At 66.7% G+C, this 16,874-nt stretch carries 15 protein-coding genes; 8 read left to right on the top strand and 7 right to left on the bottom strand.

The features are described 5' to 3' along the window. Positions 1-268: 268 nt before the first annotated feature. Together queD and XarbCFBP7408_RS05315 are read left to right on the top strand one after the other, a co-directional pair. On the top strand, positions 269-622 hold the full coding sequence (queD, locus tag XarbCFBP7408_RS05310) for a 6-carboxytetrahydropterin synthase QueD (RefSeq protein WP_024938374.1): 354 nt from the start codon (positions 269-271) through the stop codon (positions 620-622). 192 nt (positions 623-814) lie between these two features. Then, entirely contained in the window at positions 815-1,177 is a 363-nt protein-coding gene (locus XarbCFBP7408_RS05315) for a phasin family protein (RefSeq protein ID WP_104562019.1), read from the top strand. 252 nt (positions 1,178-1,429) lie between these two features. Here XarbCFBP7408_RS05315 and bioD read toward each other — a convergent pair whose 3' ends face one another. Continuing rightward, the gene (gene bioD / locus XarbCFBP7408_RS05320) at positions 1,430-2,104 is read right to left on the bottom strand and encodes a dethiobiotin synthase (protein ID WP_104562021.1); all 675 of its coding nucleotides are present in this window, start codon (positions 2,102-2,104) and stop codon (positions 1,430-1,432) included. A 116-nt stretch (positions 2,105-2,220) separates the two neighbouring features. Here bioD and XarbCFBP7408_RS05325 point away from each other — a divergent pair, with 116 nt between their 5' ends. Both XarbCFBP7408_RS05325 and XarbCFBP7408_RS05330 read left to right on the top strand, forming a co-directional pair. Beyond that, the gene (locus XarbCFBP7408_RS05325; protein WP_104562023.1) at positions 2,221-2,703 is read left to right on the top strand and encodes a GAF domain-containing protein; all 483 of its coding nucleotides are present in this window, start codon (positions 2,221-2,223) and stop codon (positions 2,701-2,703) included. Continuing rightward, positions 2,700-3,092, top strand: coding sequence for a TfoX/Sxy family protein (locus tag XarbCFBP7408_RS05330; protein ID WP_104562025.1), 393 nt, complete (start codon positions 2,700-2,702; stop codon positions 3,090-3,092). Before XarbCFBP7408_RS05325 ends, XarbCFBP7408_RS05330 begins: the two co-directional genes overlap by 4 nt. A gap of 118 nt (positions 3,093-3,210) precedes the next feature. Here the strand turns inward: XarbCFBP7408_RS05330 and XarbCFBP7408_RS05335 are convergent, their stop codons facing one another. The 4 genes from XarbCFBP7408_RS05335 to dinB form a co-directional block, all read right to left on the bottom strand. Then, positions 3,211-4,164, bottom strand: a complete 954-nt coding sequence (locus tag XarbCFBP7408_RS05335; RefSeq protein WP_104562027.1) for an alpha/beta hydrolase — start codon at positions 4,162-4,164, stop codon at positions 3,211-3,213. 58 nt (positions 4,165-4,222) lie between these two features. Further along, positions 4,223-6,469 (bottom strand): TonB-dependent siderophore receptor, encoded by a 2,247-nt coding sequence (locus tag XarbCFBP7408_RS05340; protein WP_104562029.1) that lies wholly within the window; start codon positions 6,467-6,469, stop codon positions 4,223-4,225. Between the two features lie 410 nt (positions 6,470-6,879). Next, the gene (locus XarbCFBP7408_RS05350; protein ID WP_104562033.1) at positions 6,880-7,530 is read right to left on the bottom strand and encodes a phosphoglycolate phosphatase; all 651 of its coding nucleotides are present in this window, start codon (positions 7,528-7,530) and stop codon (positions 6,880-6,882) included. A 169-nt stretch (positions 7,531-7,699) separates the two neighbouring features. Beyond that, entirely contained in the window at positions 7,700-8,779 is a 1,080-nt protein-coding gene (gene dinB, locus XarbCFBP7408_RS05355; RefSeq protein ID WP_104562035.1) for a DNA polymerase IV, read from the bottom strand. A gap of 341 nt (positions 8,780-9,120) precedes the next feature. On the opposite strand from dinB, the gene fabA reads away from it, so the two are divergent. Continuing rightward, the gene (gene fabA / locus XarbCFBP7408_RS05360) at positions 9,121-9,636 is read left to right on the top strand and encodes a 3-hydroxyacyl-[acyl-carrier-protein] dehydratase FabA (protein WP_104562133.1); all 516 of its coding nucleotides are present in this window, start codon (positions 9,121-9,123) and stop codon (positions 9,634-9,636) included. Continuing rightward, positions 9,636-10,844 (top strand): beta-ketoacyl-ACP synthase I, encoded by a 1,209-nt coding sequence (gene fabB / locus XarbCFBP7408_RS05365; protein WP_104562037.1) that lies wholly within the window; start codon positions 9,636-9,638, stop codon positions 10,842-10,844. Before fabA ends, fabB begins: the two co-directional genes overlap by 1 nt. 120 nt (positions 10,845-10,964) lie before the next feature. Here the strand turns inward: fabB and XarbCFBP7408_RS05370 are convergent, their stop codons facing one another. Both XarbCFBP7408_RS05370 and XarbCFBP7408_RS05375 read right to left on the bottom strand, forming a co-directional pair. Then, complete coding sequence (locus tag XarbCFBP7408_RS05370; RefSeq protein ID WP_104562039.1) at positions 10,965-12,989, bottom strand: M3 family metallopeptidase; 2,025 nt, start codon at positions 12,987-12,989, stop codon at positions 10,965-10,967. 201 nt (positions 12,990-13,190) lie between these two features. Continuing rightward, positions 13,191-14,294, bottom strand: a complete 1,104-nt coding sequence (locus XarbCFBP7408_RS05375) for a PLP-dependent cysteine synthase family protein (RefSeq protein ID WP_104562041.1) — start codon at positions 14,292-14,294, stop codon at positions 13,191-13,193. Positions 14,295-14,427: 133 nt separating this feature from the next. Between XarbCFBP7408_RS05375 and XarbCFBP7408_RS05380 the strand changes: the two genes are divergently transcribed. Next, on the top strand, positions 14,428-14,829 hold the full coding sequence (locus XarbCFBP7408_RS05380) for a CopL family metal-binding regulatory protein (RefSeq protein WP_104562043.1): 402 nt from the start codon (positions 14,428-14,430) through the stop codon (positions 14,827-14,829). An 82-nt stretch (positions 14,830-14,911) separates the two neighbouring features. Beyond that, complete coding sequence (locus XarbCFBP7408_RS05385) at positions 14,912-16,723, top strand: copper resistance system multicopper oxidase (RefSeq protein WP_181106291.1); 1,812 nt, start codon at positions 14,912-14,914, stop codon at positions 16,721-16,723. Positions 16,724-16,874: the final 151 nt, after the last annotated feature.

Consider the following 16,874-nt stretch of genomic DNA (forward strand, 5'->3'; position numbering starts at 1 on the left):
ACGGCATCCATGAATGGGGGTTTTGCAGTGGGCCATGCGCAATCGATTAACAAAAATTACAGATCTGCATAGAGATATGACGCGCGGTGACACACGTCGCTGGCCGGACGCAGTAAGACGCGCGTCGGACTTTGTGCGGCCGACCGGGCGCGGCGCTCCGGCGCAACGCGACCACCCCGTGTTGCGGGTGCCACGCCAGGGCGCAGAGACGCTGTGTCGCCGCGATCGGGTCAGCCCGGCAGGCACCGGCGCACTTACAATGGCGCGCATGGATATCTTCAAAGTCTTTACGCTCGAAGCCGCGCACCGGCTTCCCAATGTGCCGCCCGGCCACAAGTGCGCCCGCCTGCACGGGCATTCGTTTCGGGTCGAGCTGCATGTCAGCGGCGAACCCGGCGCCGAGACCGGCTGGATCATGGATTTCGGCGACATCAAGGCCGCCTTCCAACCGATCTACGACCGCCTGGACCACCACTACCTCAATGACATCGAGGGGCTGGAAAACCCGACCAGCGAGCGGCTGGCGATCTGGATCTGGGACCAACTCAAGCCGGCGCTGCCGCAGCTGAGCGAGATCGTGGTGCATGAAACCTGCACCTCCGGCTGCCGCTATCGCGGCTGATCGCGCAGCGCAGTCGTGTGACGCAAGGCCGCCTCCAGGGCGGCCTTGCCGTTTCTACGGCACGGGTAATGAATTGATTTCAAAAGGCTTTTGAGACGATTTCGGAAATTTTCAGCAAACGTGTTGCATCGCAGCAATATCCGCGTATGCTGCAGCGCAACAACGGTCACAGCCTTCCCCAAGGGGTTCGCAATGTCGGCGCAGTTCGAAAACGGCTTCAACAGCTTTGCCTCCGCGGCGGTACGCGCCAACCAGTTGGCGATGGAACACGCGGAAAACGCGTTTGGCCTGCAGCTGAAGACGCTCGAACGCAACGTCAGTGCGACCACCAGCTTCTTCGGTGAGTTTGCCCAGGCCCGCGACCTTGGCGCCTACCAGACGCTCTGGCCGAAGGGGCTGCAACTGGCCCGCGACAACCTGGAACGGCTGGCCTCGGTGAATCAGGAAGTGGTCGGTCTGGGATTGAAGGCATCCGATGCGCTCGGCCAACTGGCCAAGCAGCAGTTCGAGGCCAACAGCGAGCAGGCCGCCAAAGGCAAGACCCGGCGCACGTAAGCGCCGACAAAAAATTCAGCGTCTTTGCATGGGTCCCTCCCCCCATGCAATCCGGCCCGACAGATCCCTCCCTCTGTCGGGCTTTTTTATTGTCTGCGCATTGCGCGTGCTACCAATTTGACCAGGTGGTATCGCGGCGCGGGTGCACTGGAAACGCAGGGACGCAAGGCGAGTCCCCGGCGGCGCGCAAAGCTGGGACGACATCTGGCGATCCGCGTCGCAGTGACGCGGCCGCCAAACCGCCAACGTCACTCAGACCGGCACGTGCAGCCCCAGCGACTGCGCCGCGGCATCGGCGCCCGGCCGCCAGCCGATCCGGCCCCAGCACGGCATCGCCAGGCGCTGGCGCAGCATGCCGATGTTCTCCTCGATGCGCTCCATCTGCGGGTCGACCTCGTTGGCGATCCAGCCGATGCAGTCCAGTCCGTCGGCAGCGATCGCCGCAGCGCTCAGGCGCGCATGATTGATGCAGCCCAGCCGGATACCGACCACCAGCACCACGGGCAGCTTGAGCGCACGTACCAGATCGGCCTGGTCCAGATCGGCGCTCAAGGGCGCAGCCCAGCCGCCGACCCCTTCCACCACCACCACCTCGGCCTGCGCGCGCAATTGCGCGAAAGCCCGGGCGATCGGCTCCAGCGACAGGGTCACGCCGACATCGGCGGCAGCCAGTTCCGGCGCCAGCGGTGCCGGCAAGGCATAGGGATTGAGGGTGGCGTAATCGGGTTGCGGGGCGCTGGCGGCCTGCAGCGCCAGCGCGTCCTCGTTGCGCCAGCCGTGCGGCGTCTGCTCGCAACCGCTGGCCACCGGCTTCATCCCCACCGCGGTGTGCCCGCGCGCGCGTAGTGCGTGCAGCAGCGCGGTGCTGGCCATGGTCTTGCCGATGCCGGTGTCGGTGCCGGTGACATACAACGCCGGAAACTGCATGCGTGTGTTCCTGCGGCCGCGCCGCGGTTGCCGTGGGGCGCGCAGCATAGCGTGCGGATCCAAACGCGCGGCTGAGTCGCAATGCCGCTGCGGATGGCCGCTGCTAAACTTCGGCCATGTTCGCAACCTCTTCGCTGACCGGCAGCAAGCCGGAACAATACGCCCAGCTCACCGCCCAGGCCCAGGCCCTGGTGCATGGCGAGCCGGACCGGATCGCCAATGCCGCCAACCTGGCCGCGCTGATCTTCAATTCCTTGCCGTCGCTCAACTGGGCCGGCTTCTATTTCTACGACGGCCGCGAGCTGGTGGTGGGGCCGTTCCAGGGCTTGCCGGCCTGCGTGCGCATCCCGCTGGACAAGGGTGTGTGCGGCGCGGCTGCCAGCACCCGGCAGAGTCAGCGCATTGCCGACGTGGATGCCTTCCCCGGGCATATCGCTTGCGATTCGGCCTCGCGCTCGGAGCTGGTGATTCCGCTGGTCAAGGGCGATGCGCTGATCGGCGTGCTGGATCTGGACAGCCCGGAGCTGGATCGCTTCGACGCCGACGACCAACACGGCCTGGAAGCCATTGCCCAGATCTTTGTCGGCGCGCTGACGTGACCACCGAACGGCTGCGCAACATCGGCCCGAAAAGTGCGGCGTGGCTGCGCCAGGTCGGCCTGCGCACGCAGCAGGATCTGCAGGCGGTGGGCGCGGTGGGCGCCTTCGTCAAAGTGCGCCGCGCCGGCTTCAAGCCCAGCCTCAACCTGCTGTATTCGCTGGAAGGCGCGTTGACCGACTGCCATTGGCAGGACGTGCCGGAAGCGCGCCGGCATGCCTTGCTGGCCGAATACGAGGCGGCCAGTGCGCTGTTGCCGGTGCGCGGCCGCGCGGTCGGTGGGCCGGTGGAAACCGTGCACTACGCCCGCGCCGATAACGACGATACGCACCGCGACGTTGGCGAAGCAGACGACGACACTGCGGACCTGAGCGACACGCGCGACGATTGAGTGCCTGCGCCGAGGTGTCACCGCTGCATGCGTGCGGCGTTAGCTCTGCGACCAGCGACAGCATGCTTGTCGATGCAGAGAGCGCTCTATCTTCGAGCGCTTGCTTGATCTGACTTCATCAATGCGTCGCTGCGGCTTGTAACGTTGGCGCAAGCGATGCGCCCAACGTCTGGCCATGGCTGAGGCCTGGCAGCGGTTGATAGCCGGCGGTGAGGCCAGGTAACGAAGACAGCAGCGCGACGAGGCGTTGTGCGGCCTGTGGATCTGCGCGCGCCCGCCCCGGACGATCCGGTTTTGCATTGTTCGCTGGTGGTGCGCCCTCGCCGGCCATCAGCGTCAGCCGACGCCTGGATGGCTGCGTGCCTGCCGAACCCTCCTGTGCATGGTCGACCACACGCTGCGCCTGCTGGACGACAAACCCATCGCCCCACCACAGCGACGGATCGACCGCGACGTAGTGCCGAAACAGCTGCGGCTGCGTCAGCAGCACCTGCAGCACGAACAATCCGCCATACGAATGGCCCCACAGCGTCTGTCGCTGACGGTCCACCGCCACGCGCGCTTCCACCTGCGGGCGAATGCGTGTTGCGATCAGCTGCGCGAACGCCGCCGCCCCGCCGGTTCTGCGCTGCGGATCGAGTGGATCGGTTTCCACCCGCCCGTCGCTGTAGCGCGCAGGCGTGTAGTCCAGGCTGCGCCCCACCGCATCGATGCGCAATGCGCTGTCGTCGGCGATGAACACCAGCACCGGCGCATCGCCGTGGGTGGACAGGCTGTCGAGCAGGCGCTCATCCAGCTCCATCAGTGCGGCATTGCCATCCAGCAGATACACGACCGGATACCCCGCAGCCGGTGGCGCAGCCTTGGGGGTGGCAATGCGCACACGGTAATGGCGCTGGCCATCGGCCGAATCCAGGCGCAACGCGCTGAACACATACGAGGCACTGGGACGATCGGCGACGGTGCTGCCGATGGTGCGGCTCAGGTCCGGCTGTGCGACCGCCGGCATAGCGCCGGCGATCCACAGCAGCGCAGCGGCACACGCAAGCCGCCAAGGATGCTGTCGGGTCATTGCATTCTCCTGTTGCGGCGCGCAGGTTCGCACGCGGCGCCGCGGCGCCGCGGCGCTGTCAGAAGCCGAAACTCAGGCTCGCCCAATACGCGCGACCGGGTTCGTTGTAGGTGGCTGCACCCGCCGCGCCGCCGGTGTTGTTGGTGCCTTCGCGGAACAGACGGGTGTCGAACAGATTGTCCACACCGACGCCCACGCTGACCTTGCGGGTGATGCGGTAACGCGCACTGACGCCCCACAGGTCATAGGGGTCGCGCGTGTCGGGGGCGATGGCGCCGCCGCTGGTGCTCGATTGCGTGGCCGACTCCTGCTTGCCGTAGAAGGTCCCGGTGAGCAGCAGCGACAGCGCCTGGGTCGGCTGCCAATCCAGCGTGGTGTTGACGGTGTATTCGGGGATCACCGACAGCGGCTGATCGGTCGCGGTGTTCTTGTTCTCGATCATGTAGGTGACGTTGGTGTTCCACTTCAGCTCGCGGCCCTGCTCGCCCAGCAGCGGCAACGTGAAATTGCCTTCCACGCCCTGCACGATCGCTTCCGATGCATTGGTCCACTGGAATACCTGCCCGCGCCGGTCGACGGTGATACCGACCGGCGTCATACCGGCGACGATCTTGTCGTCGTAGGCGTTGTGAAAGTACGTCAGCGAGGCGTGGTGACCGGTTTGCGGCGCCCACTCGATGCCGATCTCCTTGTTGATGCTGATCTCCGGATCGAGGTTGCCGTTGCCCTGGATATAGCAGCCCGAGCCAAGATTGGGGAACAGCACCGGGCAGCCATTGCCGCGTGTGTAATACAGATAGTTGGTGTTGGACTGATACAGGTTGGGCGCCTTGAAGGCACGCGCGATACCGCCCTTGAGCAACCAGCCTTCGCTGAGTGTGTACTGCACGTTGAGGCTGGGGCTGAGGTTGTTGCCGAACTGGCTGTGGTGATCCAGTCGCACACCTGGCGTCAGGGTCAGCCGCTCGCTGGCGTAGATGTTGTCTTCCAGATACACCGCGCTGAGCGTGGCCTCGCTGCGCGGCCTGCGCGTGCCATTGGCAAGACCGGGAAAGCCGCCGCCGGCGCTCACTGTCTGCGACATCGAATACGCATCGCCGAGGCGGCCCTGGCGGCGCTCGAAGCCCAGCGTCAGCACCTGCTCGGCCCAGGCGGCCTGCAACGGCAGGTTGAACTCGCCGTCGATGTTGAGGTTGTCGAGCGTGGCGGTGGAATCGAGCAGATCGGCGGCAATGGAGCCTTCCGGGCCGCCGGCCAGGCCTTCGTTGAGGCGGGTGTTGTCGGTGCCTTCGTAGGCGGCGGTGAGGCGCGAGCTGCCGAGCGCCCAGGTGCCGCGATGGGTCAGCGAGGCGGTGCGGCGGATCATGGTGTTGGTTTCGCTGCCGAACAGTGCACCCAGATCGGCACCGGCCAGGCCATCGGCGCTGACCGCACGATCGCCGGCGTACAGGTTGCCCTGGCGGCTGAAGCCGGCATCGAGTTCGATCACCTGGCCATCCATCGGATCCCAACGCAGCAGGCCATTGATGTCCTTGTTGCGCACGCCCTCGCGCCCGGCCGGCGGCACCGCAGCGGCGCTGCTGGCAAAGCGGCGATTGAGCTCCAGCGAATCCGGATCGGTCTTGTTGAGGTTTCCATACAGGCGGAACGAGAACGTGTCGCTCAGCGGCCCGCTGAGCTGGAAGCCGGCACGCTGGCCACCGCCTTCGGCACTGTGCTGCGGCACCAGACCGAACAGACTCATCGAGCCGGTCAGGTCGCCGGTCGGCTTCTTGGTGATGATGTTGACCACACCGCCGGAGGCACCGGAGCCGTAACGTGCCGCCGCCGGGCCACGCAGCACTTCGATACGCTCCACCGCCTCGGCCGGCACCCAGTTGGTGTCGCCGCGCGTATTGCGCTCGCCGCTGCGGCCCATGCGCACCGCATCGCGCGATCCCACCGGCTTGCCATCGACCAGGATCAGCGTGTTTTCCGGGCCCATGCCGCGCAGATCGATCTGGCGGTTGTTGCCGTACTGGCCGGAGGCGCTGTTGCCGGTGAGGTTGACGCCCGGCATGGTGCGCAGCAACTGCGACAGATCGTTGACCGGCGGGCGCCGTTCGATGTCCTCGGCGGTGATCACCGATGACCCCAGGGCCTGGCGGGCGATCTGCGCGGCGGTGACGTGCACGGTGTCCAGCGACTGCGGCTCGGCTGCGGCGTCTTCGGCCGATGCGCTGCAGATGCAGATGCCGCAACCGAGAGCAATGGCCAGCACCAGCTGACGGCGGGACAACACGGGACGACGTGCAGGCGCAGACATCCATGACCGGCGTGATGCGGACATTCTCAAACCTCTCGACAGGAGATGGACCTCTGGCGACGGCTTGAGGTGGCACGGTGGGGGTGATGCATGCGGCGCAGCGGACGACATGCGTGCGCGGCGCTGACGCAGTCAAGCGTGTCCGCGCATTCTACATAGATGCGATTCATTCTCAAATCGAAACGCTGCGCTGGCGCAGCCGCAAGCAGGCGTTGCCGCTCCCGGCAGCGCAGACCACACGCATGATGCGCAGCGGTCGCAACTAGCCGTGCACGGCAGCTGGCCGACGCTGCGGCCGGCGTGCGAAAGACCTTCATTCAAGGCGACAAATGCCGCCAGCCGACGGTGGTATCGGTTGCTGCGCCGCCGTATGGACGACGCCGGCACCCGCGCCGGCAACACTGCGCGCCTTACTGCAATGCGAGCAATTGCCGCATGTCATCGATGATGGCCACGGCACCGGCGCTCTGCACATCGAAGCCGCGCAGATAGCCGTAACGCACCATCGCCAGCGGCATCGCCGCGGCGGTTGCAGCGGCCGCATCGGTGGCCGAATCGCCGACCATCAGGCACTGCTGCGGTGTGTGCCCGAACTGCCTGGCCAGGTGCAGCAGCGGTGCTGCATCGGGTTTGCGCTGCGGCAACGAATCGCCACCGAGCACGCTGCTGAAATAGCCAGCGATGCCCAGATGCTCCAGCAGCGGCGCGATGAAGCGCGCGGGCTTGTTGGTGCACAGCGCCAGCGTGGCGCCGGCCTCGCGCAGGCCGGCCAATGCCTCGGCAACGCCGGGATACAGCTGGGGGTTGTGCAATAGGCTGGCCTGGTAGTGGCGCATCATCAGCGGCATCTCGGTCTCGGCGTCGTGGGTGCCGCCGGCTTCGCGCAGGGCGGCGGCGAGCAGCACGTGCACCCCTTCGCCGATCCAGCTGCGGATCGTCGTCTCGCTGAACTGCTGCAGCCCGAGTTCCTGCAAGGTGGCGTTGAGCGCTTCGGCGATATTGGGTGCGCTGTCCACCAGCGTGCCATCCAGGTCGAAGATCACCAGCGGATACGGGAACATGCGCACAGTCTCGTTGGGGGAGCGGCCTGCAGTGTACGAGCTGCGGGATTCAGGGCGCGTCACCGCGGCGCGATGCGAACAGCCGATGCAAGCCTCGATACGTGCGTGGTTGCAGTCATCGCTGCATGCAACACGCGCGGCCGCGGTGCAGCAGCATGACGCCACGCACTCACTGCGCCGGCGGCATCTCGCCAAACAACTCGCCCTGCACCGCGCCCTCTTCCGCGTCGCTGAAACCACTCAATCCCACCCCGACCAGGCGATAGCGCGTGTCCTCGGGCAACTCCACGCGCCGGGTCAGCGCCAGCGCGATCTCCGCCAATGCCTCCAGCGAGGCCGGTGGCTGATCTGGCGTGTAGGAGCGGGTCAGGATGCGGAAGTTGGAGGTCTTCAACTTGAGGACCACGGTGCGCCCGATACGCTCGGTGCGCCGCGTGGCCAGCCAGGTCTTTTCGGCCAGGCGCAGGATGTGCGGTTCCAGTGCCTCCAGCGCGATGTCCTCGCCGAAGGTATCTTCCGATGACACCGACTGCACCTCCTGATCCGGCTCGACCGGGCGCTCGTCGATGCCGCGTGCGCGGCGGTACAGGCTCTGCCCGAAGCTGCCGAAATGCGCCTGCAATTCTTCCAGGGGACGCAGCCGCAGATCGCTGACGGTGACGATCCCCAATGCCGCCAGCTTGCCATCCATCACCTTGCCCACGCCGGGAATGCGGTTGACCGGCAGCGGCAGCAGGAACGCATCGACGCGACTGGGCGCGATGACGAACTGCCCGTCGGGCTTGCGCCAGTCCGAGGCGATCTTGGCCAGGAACTTGTTCGGTGCGATGCCGGCCGATGCGGTGAGCTGGGTTTCCTCGCGGATCTGGCTGCGGATCAGCTGCGCGATCTCGGTGGCCAGCTGCAGGCCGCTCTTGGCCTGCGTGACATCCAGATAGGCTTCGTCCAGGGACAGCGGCTCGACCAGATCGGTGTGGCGATGGAAGATCTCGCGCACCTGCCGCGACACCGCCTTGTAGCGCGCAAAATCCGGCGGCACGAACACCGCATCCGGACACAGGCGCTCGGCACGCAGCGCCGGCATGGCCGAACGGATGCCGTAGGTGCGCGCTTCGTATGAGGCCGCGCACACCACCGAACGCGCACCGCGCCAGGCCACCACCACCGGCTTGCCGCGCAGCGATGGATCGTCACGTTGCTCCACGGACGCGTAGAACGCATCCATGTCCACGTGCACGATCTTGCGCATCAAGCTGGCATCTCTCCGAAAGCGTCGGAGCATGATAAATCAGCCGCGTCTCACGCCTTGCGCCGCGCCATCACGCCTGCCCGGGCGCGAACGGACGCAAGCGCTGGTGGGCTGCTCCACTGCGTCTGTCCGTGTGCCGATCCACGCCAAGCAGGCATGCCTGACCGCGTCCCGCTGAATGCCGTCACCTGCATTGGATCCTGTCCGCACAACGCGCTTGCCGCACTGCGCAACCGGCCGAAAACAGCACGCATGCGTACGGATAAAACATTTGATTGAACCGCGCGCCCTCATGCACCCTTGCCGGCCTCGCCTTTCGCTTCTTGCAGGAAACGTTCGTGATGACTCGTCAAAGTGCGTACTCGCGCGACCAATTGCTGGCCAGCGCGCGTGGGGAACTGTTCGGGCCCGACAGTGCCCGGCTGCCCAACGACCCGATGCTGATGTTCGACCGCATCACCGAGATCGACGACAGCGGCGGCACGCATGGCAAGGGCGTGATCCGCGCAGAACTCGACGTGCGCCCGGACCTGTGGTTCTTCGGCTGCCACTTCATCGACGACCCGGTGATGCCCGGCTGCCTGGGCCTGGACGCGATGTGGCAGCTGACCGGCTTCTTCCTCACCTGGATCGGCGCAGCAGGCCGCGGCCGCGCGCTGGGCTGCGGCGAGGTCAAGTTCACCGGCCAGGTGTTGCCGAGCGCCAAATTGGTCAGTTACGAAATCGATATCAGCCGCGTGATCAACCGCAAGCTGGTGATGGCGCAGTCCGATGCACGCATGCTGGTGGACGGGCGCGAAATCTACACGGCCAACGATCTGCGCGTGGGCATGTTCACTTCAACGGAGGATTTCTGATGCGTCGCGTCGTCGTCACCGGAATGGGCATCAATTCGTGCCTGGGCAACGATCTGGACACCGTCTCCAGCGCCTTGCGCGAGAGCCGCTCGGGCATCACCGCATTGCCCGATCATGCCGACGCCGGCCTGCGCAGCCAGGTTGGCGGTGCGGTGGCGCTGGATCTGGACAGCCTGATCGACCGCAAGCTCAAACGCTTCATGGGCGATGCCTCGGCCTACGCCTACCTGGCCATGCGCGATGCGATCGCCGATGCCGGACTGGATGCCGGGCAGGTCAGCGACCTGCGCACCGGCCTGATTGCCGGCTCCGGTAGCGGATCCAGCCAGTGGCAGGTGGAAACCGCCGATCTGCTGCGCAACCGTGGCGTGCGCAAGGTCGGCCCGTACATGGTGCCGCGCACGATGTGTTCGTCGGTCTCCGCCTCGTTGGCGACCGCGTTCAAGATCCGCGGCCTGAGCTATTCGCTGTCGGCCGCGTGTGCGACCTCGGCGCATTGCATCGGCGCGGCGGCGGACCTGATCCGGCACGGCGCGCAGGATGTGATGTTCGCCGGCGGCGGCGAAGAACTGCACTGGACCATGAGCGTGATGTACGATGCGATGGGCGCGCTGTCCACCGGCTTCAACGATCGCCCCGCAGTGGCCTCGCGCCCCTACGATGCGCAGCGCGACGGCTTCGTCATCGGCAGCGGCGGCGGCGTGCTGGTGCTGGAAGACCACGCCCACGCCATCGCGCGCGGCGCACGCATCCATGCCGAACTGCTCGGTTATGGCGTGACCTCCGATGGCGCCGACATGGTGGCGCCCAGCGGCGAAGGTGCGGTGCGCTGCATGCACATGGCCATGCAGGGCCTGACGCAGCCGATCGACTACCTCAACACGCATGGCACCTCCACGCCGCTGGGCGATGTGACCGAGCTGGGCGCGGTACGCGAGGTGTTCGGCGACAACGTCCCGCCGCTGTCCTCGACCAAGGCGCTGTCCGGCCATTCCTTGGGTGCGGCCAGCGTGCACGAGGCGATCTACAGCCTGCTGATGCTGCGCGACGGCTTCATGGCCGGCTCGGCGCATATCGACGAACTCGACCCGCGCGCCGAAGGCTTCCCGATCCTGCGCCAGACCCGGGACGCCACGTTGAACACGGTGATGTCCAACAGCTTCGGCTTCGGCGGCACCAACGCGGCGCTGGTGTTCGGCCGGGTGTGAGGGCGCGGCGCTAGGCGCCGCGCGGAATTGGGAATTGGGAATTGGGGATCGGTGTACCGAGAGACCGCGCTTGCCACTCCCCACTCCCGATTCCCGATTCCCGATTCCCCCAATCCCGATTCAGCCGGCCATGCCGTTGTGCCGCAACAGCGCATCGATGCTCGGCGCACGCCCACGGAAGGCGCGGAAGTTGTCGGCCGCGCTGCGGCTGCCGCCACGCGACAGCACTTCATGGCGGAAGCGCGCGCCGGTATCGGCCACCTGCTCGGGCGCTTCCTCGAAAGCGGCGTAGGCATCGGCGCTGAGCACTTCGGCCCACTTGTAGCTGTAGTAACCGGCCGCGTAACCGCCGGCGAAAATGTGGCTGAACTGGTGCGGGAAGCGATTCCATGCCGGCGGGCGGTTGACCGCCACCTCGTCGCGCACCCGTTCGATCAACTGCAGCACGTTGTCCTGGGTCGGGTCGAAGCTGCTGTGCAGCTGCATGTCGAACAACGCGAATTCCAGCTGGCGCACGGTGAACATGCCGCTCTGGAAATTGCGTGCGGCCAGCAGCCGGTCGAACAGGTTGCGCGGTAACGGCTCGCCGGTCTGCACGTGCGCGGTCATCGCCTGCACGCGTTCCCATTCCCAGCAGAAGTTTTCCATGAACTGGCTCGGCAGTTCCACCGCGTCCCATTCCACGCCGTTGATGCCGGCCACGCCCAACTCGCCGATGCGGGTCAGCAACTGATGCAGGCCGTGGCCCATTTCATGGAACAGCGTGGTGACCTCGCCATGCCGGAACGTGGCCGGCGTATCGCCACTGCCGCGGCCGAAGTTGCACACCAGATACACCAGCGGCGTCTGCACGCCGTTGGCGGTGTCGCGGCGGTTGCGGCAATCGTCCATCCACGCGCCGCCACGCTTGCCTTCGCGCGCGTACAGGTCCAGATAGAACTGACCGACCAGCTGGCCCTGCGCATCTTCCAGGCGATAGAAGCGCACATCCGCATGCCAGACCGGCGCGCGATCGGGCTTGACGGTCAGGCCATACAGGCTGTGGATCACCTCGAACAGACCGGCCAGCACCTTGGGCTCGGTGAAGTACTGCTTCACTTCCTGCTCGGAGAAGCTGTAGCGCGCCTGCTTGAGTTTTTCGGAGGCGTAGGCCAGATCCCAGGCCTGCAATTCGTCCAGGCCAAGTTCGTCGCGGGCGAATGCTTCGAGCTCGGCACGGTCGCGTTGCGCGTACGGTTTGGCGCGCACCGCCAGATCGCGCAGGAAGCCCATCACTTCATCCGGGCTTTGCGCCATCTTGGTGGCGACCGAATACTCCGCGTAACTGGCAAACCCGAGCAGCTGCGCCAGCTCGGCGCGCAGGGCCAGGATGCGATCGATATTGGCGCTGTTGTCCAGCGCGGCATCGCCGAACTCGGAGGCGCGCTCGGCGTTGGCGCGATACAGCCGCGCGCGCAACTCGCGATTGTCCGCATCGGTCTGCACCGGCAGATAGCACGGCATCTGCAAGGTCAGCTTCCAGCCCGGCACGCCGTCCTTCTCCGCGGCCGCGCGTGCAGCGGCGACCACCTCGGCCGGCAGGCCAGACAGCTCGGTTACGTCCTCGCTCACGTACGACCATGCATCGGTGGCATCGAGCACGTTCTGCGAAAACTTGGCGGCCAGTGCGGACAGTTCTTCCTGGACCTGCGCAAACCGCGCCTTGGACGCGTCATCCAGCTCGGCACCGCCGAGGCGGAAATCGCGCAGCGCGTTTTCCAGCACCTTGCGCCGCGCGGCGTCGTAGTGCGCCGCTTCCGGCGCTTGGGCCAGCGCCTTGTACTGCGCATACAGCGCCAGGTTCTGCGCCAGCGCACTGCCGAAGCGGCTGAGCTTGGGCAGATTGCTGTTGTAGGCCTCGCGCAGTTCCGGCGTGTTGACCACCGCCTGCAGATGGCCGACCTGGCCCCAGGCGCGCCACAGCCGCTCGGTGGCATCGTCCAGCGGCACCACGAAGCTGTCCCAGCTGACCGGGCTGACCTGCTCGGCTGCTTTCACTGCGGCCTCGGCGTCGGCAAGCAATTGATCGATCGCCGGGCCCACGTGCTCGGGGCGGATCGCATCGAAGGACGGCAGTCCGGACAGGCCGAGCAGCGGGTTGGTCATGGGGCGCTCCGGTGGTGGACTGGGGTGACTGGATCAAGCATCAGCAAATGCGGCGTACAACACCGCGCGCGTCGTCGTCAGATGGACGTGCGCAGCGCGAAGGAACTGGCGTGCACGAATGGCTTATGCCAGGTGCGCACGCAAACTGCATTCATCCGGCGGCGAGCGCAAGCGTTCCAGCCGTCAGTGTGGATATGGCGGTCATTCCAGCGCCGCACAAGGCAAGGCAGGCAAATCGCCACCATCCACGGCCAGCGCAATGGCCGCATCGCTGTCGATGACGTCGATGTCGCGCGCCACGTACCAGGCCGGGTCGTAATAGCTGTGCGCATAGCGCTCGCCGGCATCGCACAGGATGGTGACGATGGAGCCGCTGCGGCCGGCCTGGCGCATGCGCCGGGCGGCCTGCAGCACGCCGACGAAGTTGGTGCCGGTGGAGCCACCGACGCGGCGGCCGAGCGTGGCGCTGACATGGCGCATGGCGGCCAGGCTCAGGGCGTCGGGCACCTTGATCATCACGTCCACGCAACTGGCGATGAAGCTGGACTCCACCTGCGGGCGGCCGATGCCTTCGATGCGCGAGCCGCCGGTGATGGCCAGCTCCTTGGGGCACTGCCCGTCCACCGCGCGGCAATAGCCGTCGAAGAACACCGACACTTCCGGGTCGGCGCAGAGGATGCGGGTGGCGTGGCGCCGGTAGCGCACATAGCGGCCGAGCGTGGCGCTGGTGCCGCCGGTGCCGGGGCTGCAGACGATCCAGTCGGGAATCGGATGCGGCTCCTCGGCCAGCTGCTTGAAGATCGATTCGGCGATGTTGTTGTTGGCGCGCCAGTCGGTGGCGCGCTCGGCGTAGGTGAACTGGTCCATGAAATGACCGCCGGTCTCGCGCGCGAGCTGGTGCGAGGCGCTGTCCAGATCGCAGGCACGCTCGACCAGGTGGCAGCGGCCGCCCTGGAATTGAATCGCGGCGATCTTTTCCGGCGAGGTCGAGGCCGGCATCACCGCGATGAAGGGCACCCCCAGCAGCCGCGCGAAATAGGCCTCGGAGATGGCGGTCGAGCCACTGGAGGCCTCGATCACCGGCCGCCCGGCACGCAGCCAGCCGTTGGTCAGCGCGTACAGGAACAGCGAGCGCGCCAGCCGGTGCTTGAGGCTGCCGGTCGGGTGGCTGGACTCGTCCTTGAAATACAGGTCAATGCCCGGAAAGCCCGGCAGGTCCATCGGAATCAGATGGGTGTCGGCCGAACGGTTGAAATCGGCCTCGATCTTCTGGATGGCGGCGGCCACCCACTGGCGCTGCGACATGGCAGGACTGTGCGGCGAAGGAAGCGCCAATTCTACCGCTGCCGGGCGTGCGGCCACGGCGGGCGGGTCATCGGGCGGACAGCTGGGAGCCGATGCTATGCTCGTCGTACCCGACTGCCCGCCCTGACTGCCCGTGCTGCGTTGCCTGCTCCGCCTGCTGCTGTGCCTGTGCCTGGTTGCCAATACGGCTACCGGCGCGTGGGCCTCGGTGGGCATGGCACTGCCGGAGATGGCGTCGGCCGGGACGGTTGCGACCGCGTCGATGGCGCACGCGCCCATGTCGGCCGCGATGCCGTGCCATGCCGACATGCCGCCACCCGCTACGGCGCATCCCCCCGATAAAACCCAGCACGCGCACGCGGCCGACTGCTGCAAGCTGGGCAGCTGCGACTGCCTGCAGCACTGCAGCCTCGCCTTGCTGACCCTGCCTGCGGTGCCCGCCGGCCTGCCTGGCCGCGCCACCCTGCCTGCCACCCTGGCAGAAGGGCGCGGCAGCCCGCTGCCCGAGCAACCGGTTCGACCTCCCATCGCCTGAGCGCTGACGGCCTTGGCCGTCATCGGGCCCGCGCGCTTGCTGCGCGGGGTTGCTAAGCGATGCGATGCGTCCGCCTTCATCGGTGGGCCGCAGCGGAGATGTCATGTCTTTCGATCCCAATTATTTCGATCCACCCTCCAACGGCGGCCTGAGCCGACGCCGCTTCGTTCAGGGCATGGCCCTGGGCGGTGTTGCCGCCACCACCGGCCTGTGGCGCAGCGATGCGCGTGCGTCCAACCCGGTGAGTACGCCGGTCCTGCGCGGCAGCAGCCAGACGCTGCAGATCGGCCGTATGCCGGTCAACCTCACCGGGCGCCCCCGCCCCGCCATCACCGTCAACCAGAGCCTGCCGGCCCCCACGCTGCGCTGGCGCGAAGGCGACACGGTCAGCGTGCGCGTGCGCAACGCGCTGGCTGACCAACCCACCTCGGTGCACTGGCACGGCCTGTTGCTGCCGGCCAACATGGACGGCGTGCCGGGGATGAGTTTCGACGGCATCGCGCCGGGCCAGGAGTACCACTACCGCTTCGCGCTGCGCCAGTCCGGCACCTACTGGTATCACAGCCATTCGATGTTTCAGGAACAGGCTGGCCTGTACGGCGCGATCGTCATCGACCCGCTGACACCGCCGCCGTATCGGCACGATCGCGAGCATGTGGTGCTGCTCTCGGACTGGACCGACCTGGACCCGGCCGCGCTGTTCCGGCGGCTCAAGCAGATGCCCAGCCACGACAATTACGCGCAGCGCACGGTGGGCGATTTCCTGCGCGATGCGCGCGACGACGGCCTGCGCGCGGCGCTGGCCGACCGCGGCATGTGGGGGCGCATGCGCATGACCCCGACCGACCTGTCCGACGTCAACGCCAACACCTACACCTACCTGCTCAACGGCGTCGCCCCGGCCGGCAACTGGACCGGCCTGTTCAGGGCCGGCGAGAAGGTACTGCTGCGTTTCATCAACGGCTCGTCGATGACCTACTTCGACATCCGCATCCCCGGCCTGCGCATGACCGTGGTGGCTGCCGACGGCCAGTACGTGCATCCGGTCAGCGTGGACGAGCTGCGCATTGCGGCGGCCGAGACCTTCGACGTGCTTGTCGAACCCATCGGCCAGGACGCGTTTACCTTGTTCGCGCAGGACATGGGCCGCACCGGATTCGCCTGCGGCACGCTGGCGGTGCGGCATGGACTGCAGGCACCGATTCCCGCGCTGGATCCGCGCGCGATCCTCACCATGCAGGACATGGAGCACGGCGATGGCATGGCGCATGCGGGTCACGCCACGCACGGCGCAGCCGGGATGCAGGCAGCGCATGCGATGCACGACATGCATACGCATAGCGACACCCAAGCGCATACAGATGATAAGACGCCGCACCACCCCGCCAGCGAAGACGGCAACCCGCTGATCGACATGCGCAGCAATGCCACTTCACCGCGCCTGGACGATCCCGGGGTTGGCCTGCGCGACAACGGCCGCCGGGTGCTGCGCTACGCCGACCTGCACAGCCTGTTCGAGGATCCGGATGGGCGCGAACCCGGGCGCGAGATCGAACTGCATCTGACCGGGCATATGGAAAAATTTGCCTGGTCGTTCGACGGCATCGCCTTCGCCTCGGCAGAGCCCTTGCGGCTGCAGTACGGCGAGCGGCTGCGCATCGTACTGGTCAACGACACCATGATGCAGCACCCCATCCACCTGCACGGCATGTGGAGCGATCTGGAAGGCGCCGATGGCAATTTCCAGGTGCGCAAGCACACCATCGACATGCCGCCCGGCACACGCCGCAGCTATCGCGTCCTCGCCGATGCGCTGGGCCGTTGGGCCTACCACTGCCATCTGCTGTACCACATGGAAGCGGGCATGATGCGCGAAGTGCGGGTGGAGGCATGAGTACGCTACGGACGCAATACAGGACGCTGCTCGCACTGCTGCTGAGCGCATCGGCCACTGCACAGGAGCATCAGCATGCAGCGATGGAGTCATCCGCGCATGCCGACGGCGCACATGCAATGCAGATGGCCGACCAGGCAACGGCGGCCCA

The organism is Xanthomonas arboricola pv. guizotiae, assembly GCF_002940205.1.
GTDB classification, from domain to species: domain Bacteria; phylum Pseudomonadota; class Gammaproteobacteria; order Xanthomonadales; family Xanthomonadaceae; genus Xanthomonas; species Xanthomonas arboricola_C.

Bases quoted from the DNA above. Each gene is read 5' to 3' on its own strand.
- queD (WP_024938374.1), top strand. From the start codon at position 269: ATGGATATCTTCAAAGTCTTTACGCTCGAAGCCGCGCACCGGCTTCCC.
- XarbCFBP7408_RS05315 (WP_104562019.1), top strand. From the start codon at position 815: ATGTCGGCGCAGTTCGAAAACGGCTTCAACAGCTTTGCCTCCGCGGCG.
- bioD (WP_104562021.1), bottom strand. From the start codon at position 2,104: ATGCAGTTTCCGGCGTTGTATGTCACCGGCACCGACACCGGCATCGGC.
- XarbCFBP7408_RS05325 (WP_104562023.1), top strand. From the start codon at position 2,221: ATGTTCGCAACCTCTTCGCTGACCGGCAGCAAGCCGGAACAATACGCC.
- XarbCFBP7408_RS05335 (WP_104562027.1), bottom strand. From the start codon at position 4,164: ATGACCCGACAGCATCCTTGGCGGCTTGCGTGTGCCGCTGCGCTGCTG.
- XarbCFBP7408_RS05340 (WP_104562029.1), bottom strand. From the start codon at position 6,469: ATGTCTGCGCCTGCACGTCGTCCCGTGTTGTCCCGCCGTCAGCTGGTG.
- XarbCFBP7408_RS05350 (WP_104562033.1), bottom strand. From the start codon at position 7,530: ATGTTCCCGTATCCGCTGGTGATCTTCGACCTGGATGGCACGCTGGTG.
- dinB (WP_104562035.1), bottom strand. From the start codon at position 8,779: ATGCGCAAGATCGTGCACGTGGACATGGATGCGTTCTACGCGTCCGTG.
- fabA (WP_104562133.1), top strand. From the start codon at position 9,121: ATGACTCGTCAAAGTGCGTACTCGCGCGACCAATTGCTGGCCAGCGCG.
- fabB (WP_104562037.1), top strand. From the start codon at position 9,636: ATGCGTCGCGTCGTCGTCACCGGAATGGGCATCAATTCGTGCCTGGGC.
- XarbCFBP7408_RS05370 (WP_104562039.1), bottom strand. From the start codon at position 12,989: ATGACCAACCCGCTGCTCGGCCTGTCCGGACTGCCGTCCTTCGATGCG.
- XarbCFBP7408_RS05375 (WP_104562041.1), bottom strand. From the start codon at position 14,294: ATGTCGCAGCGCCAGTGGGTGGCCGCCGCCATCCAGAAGATCGAGGCC.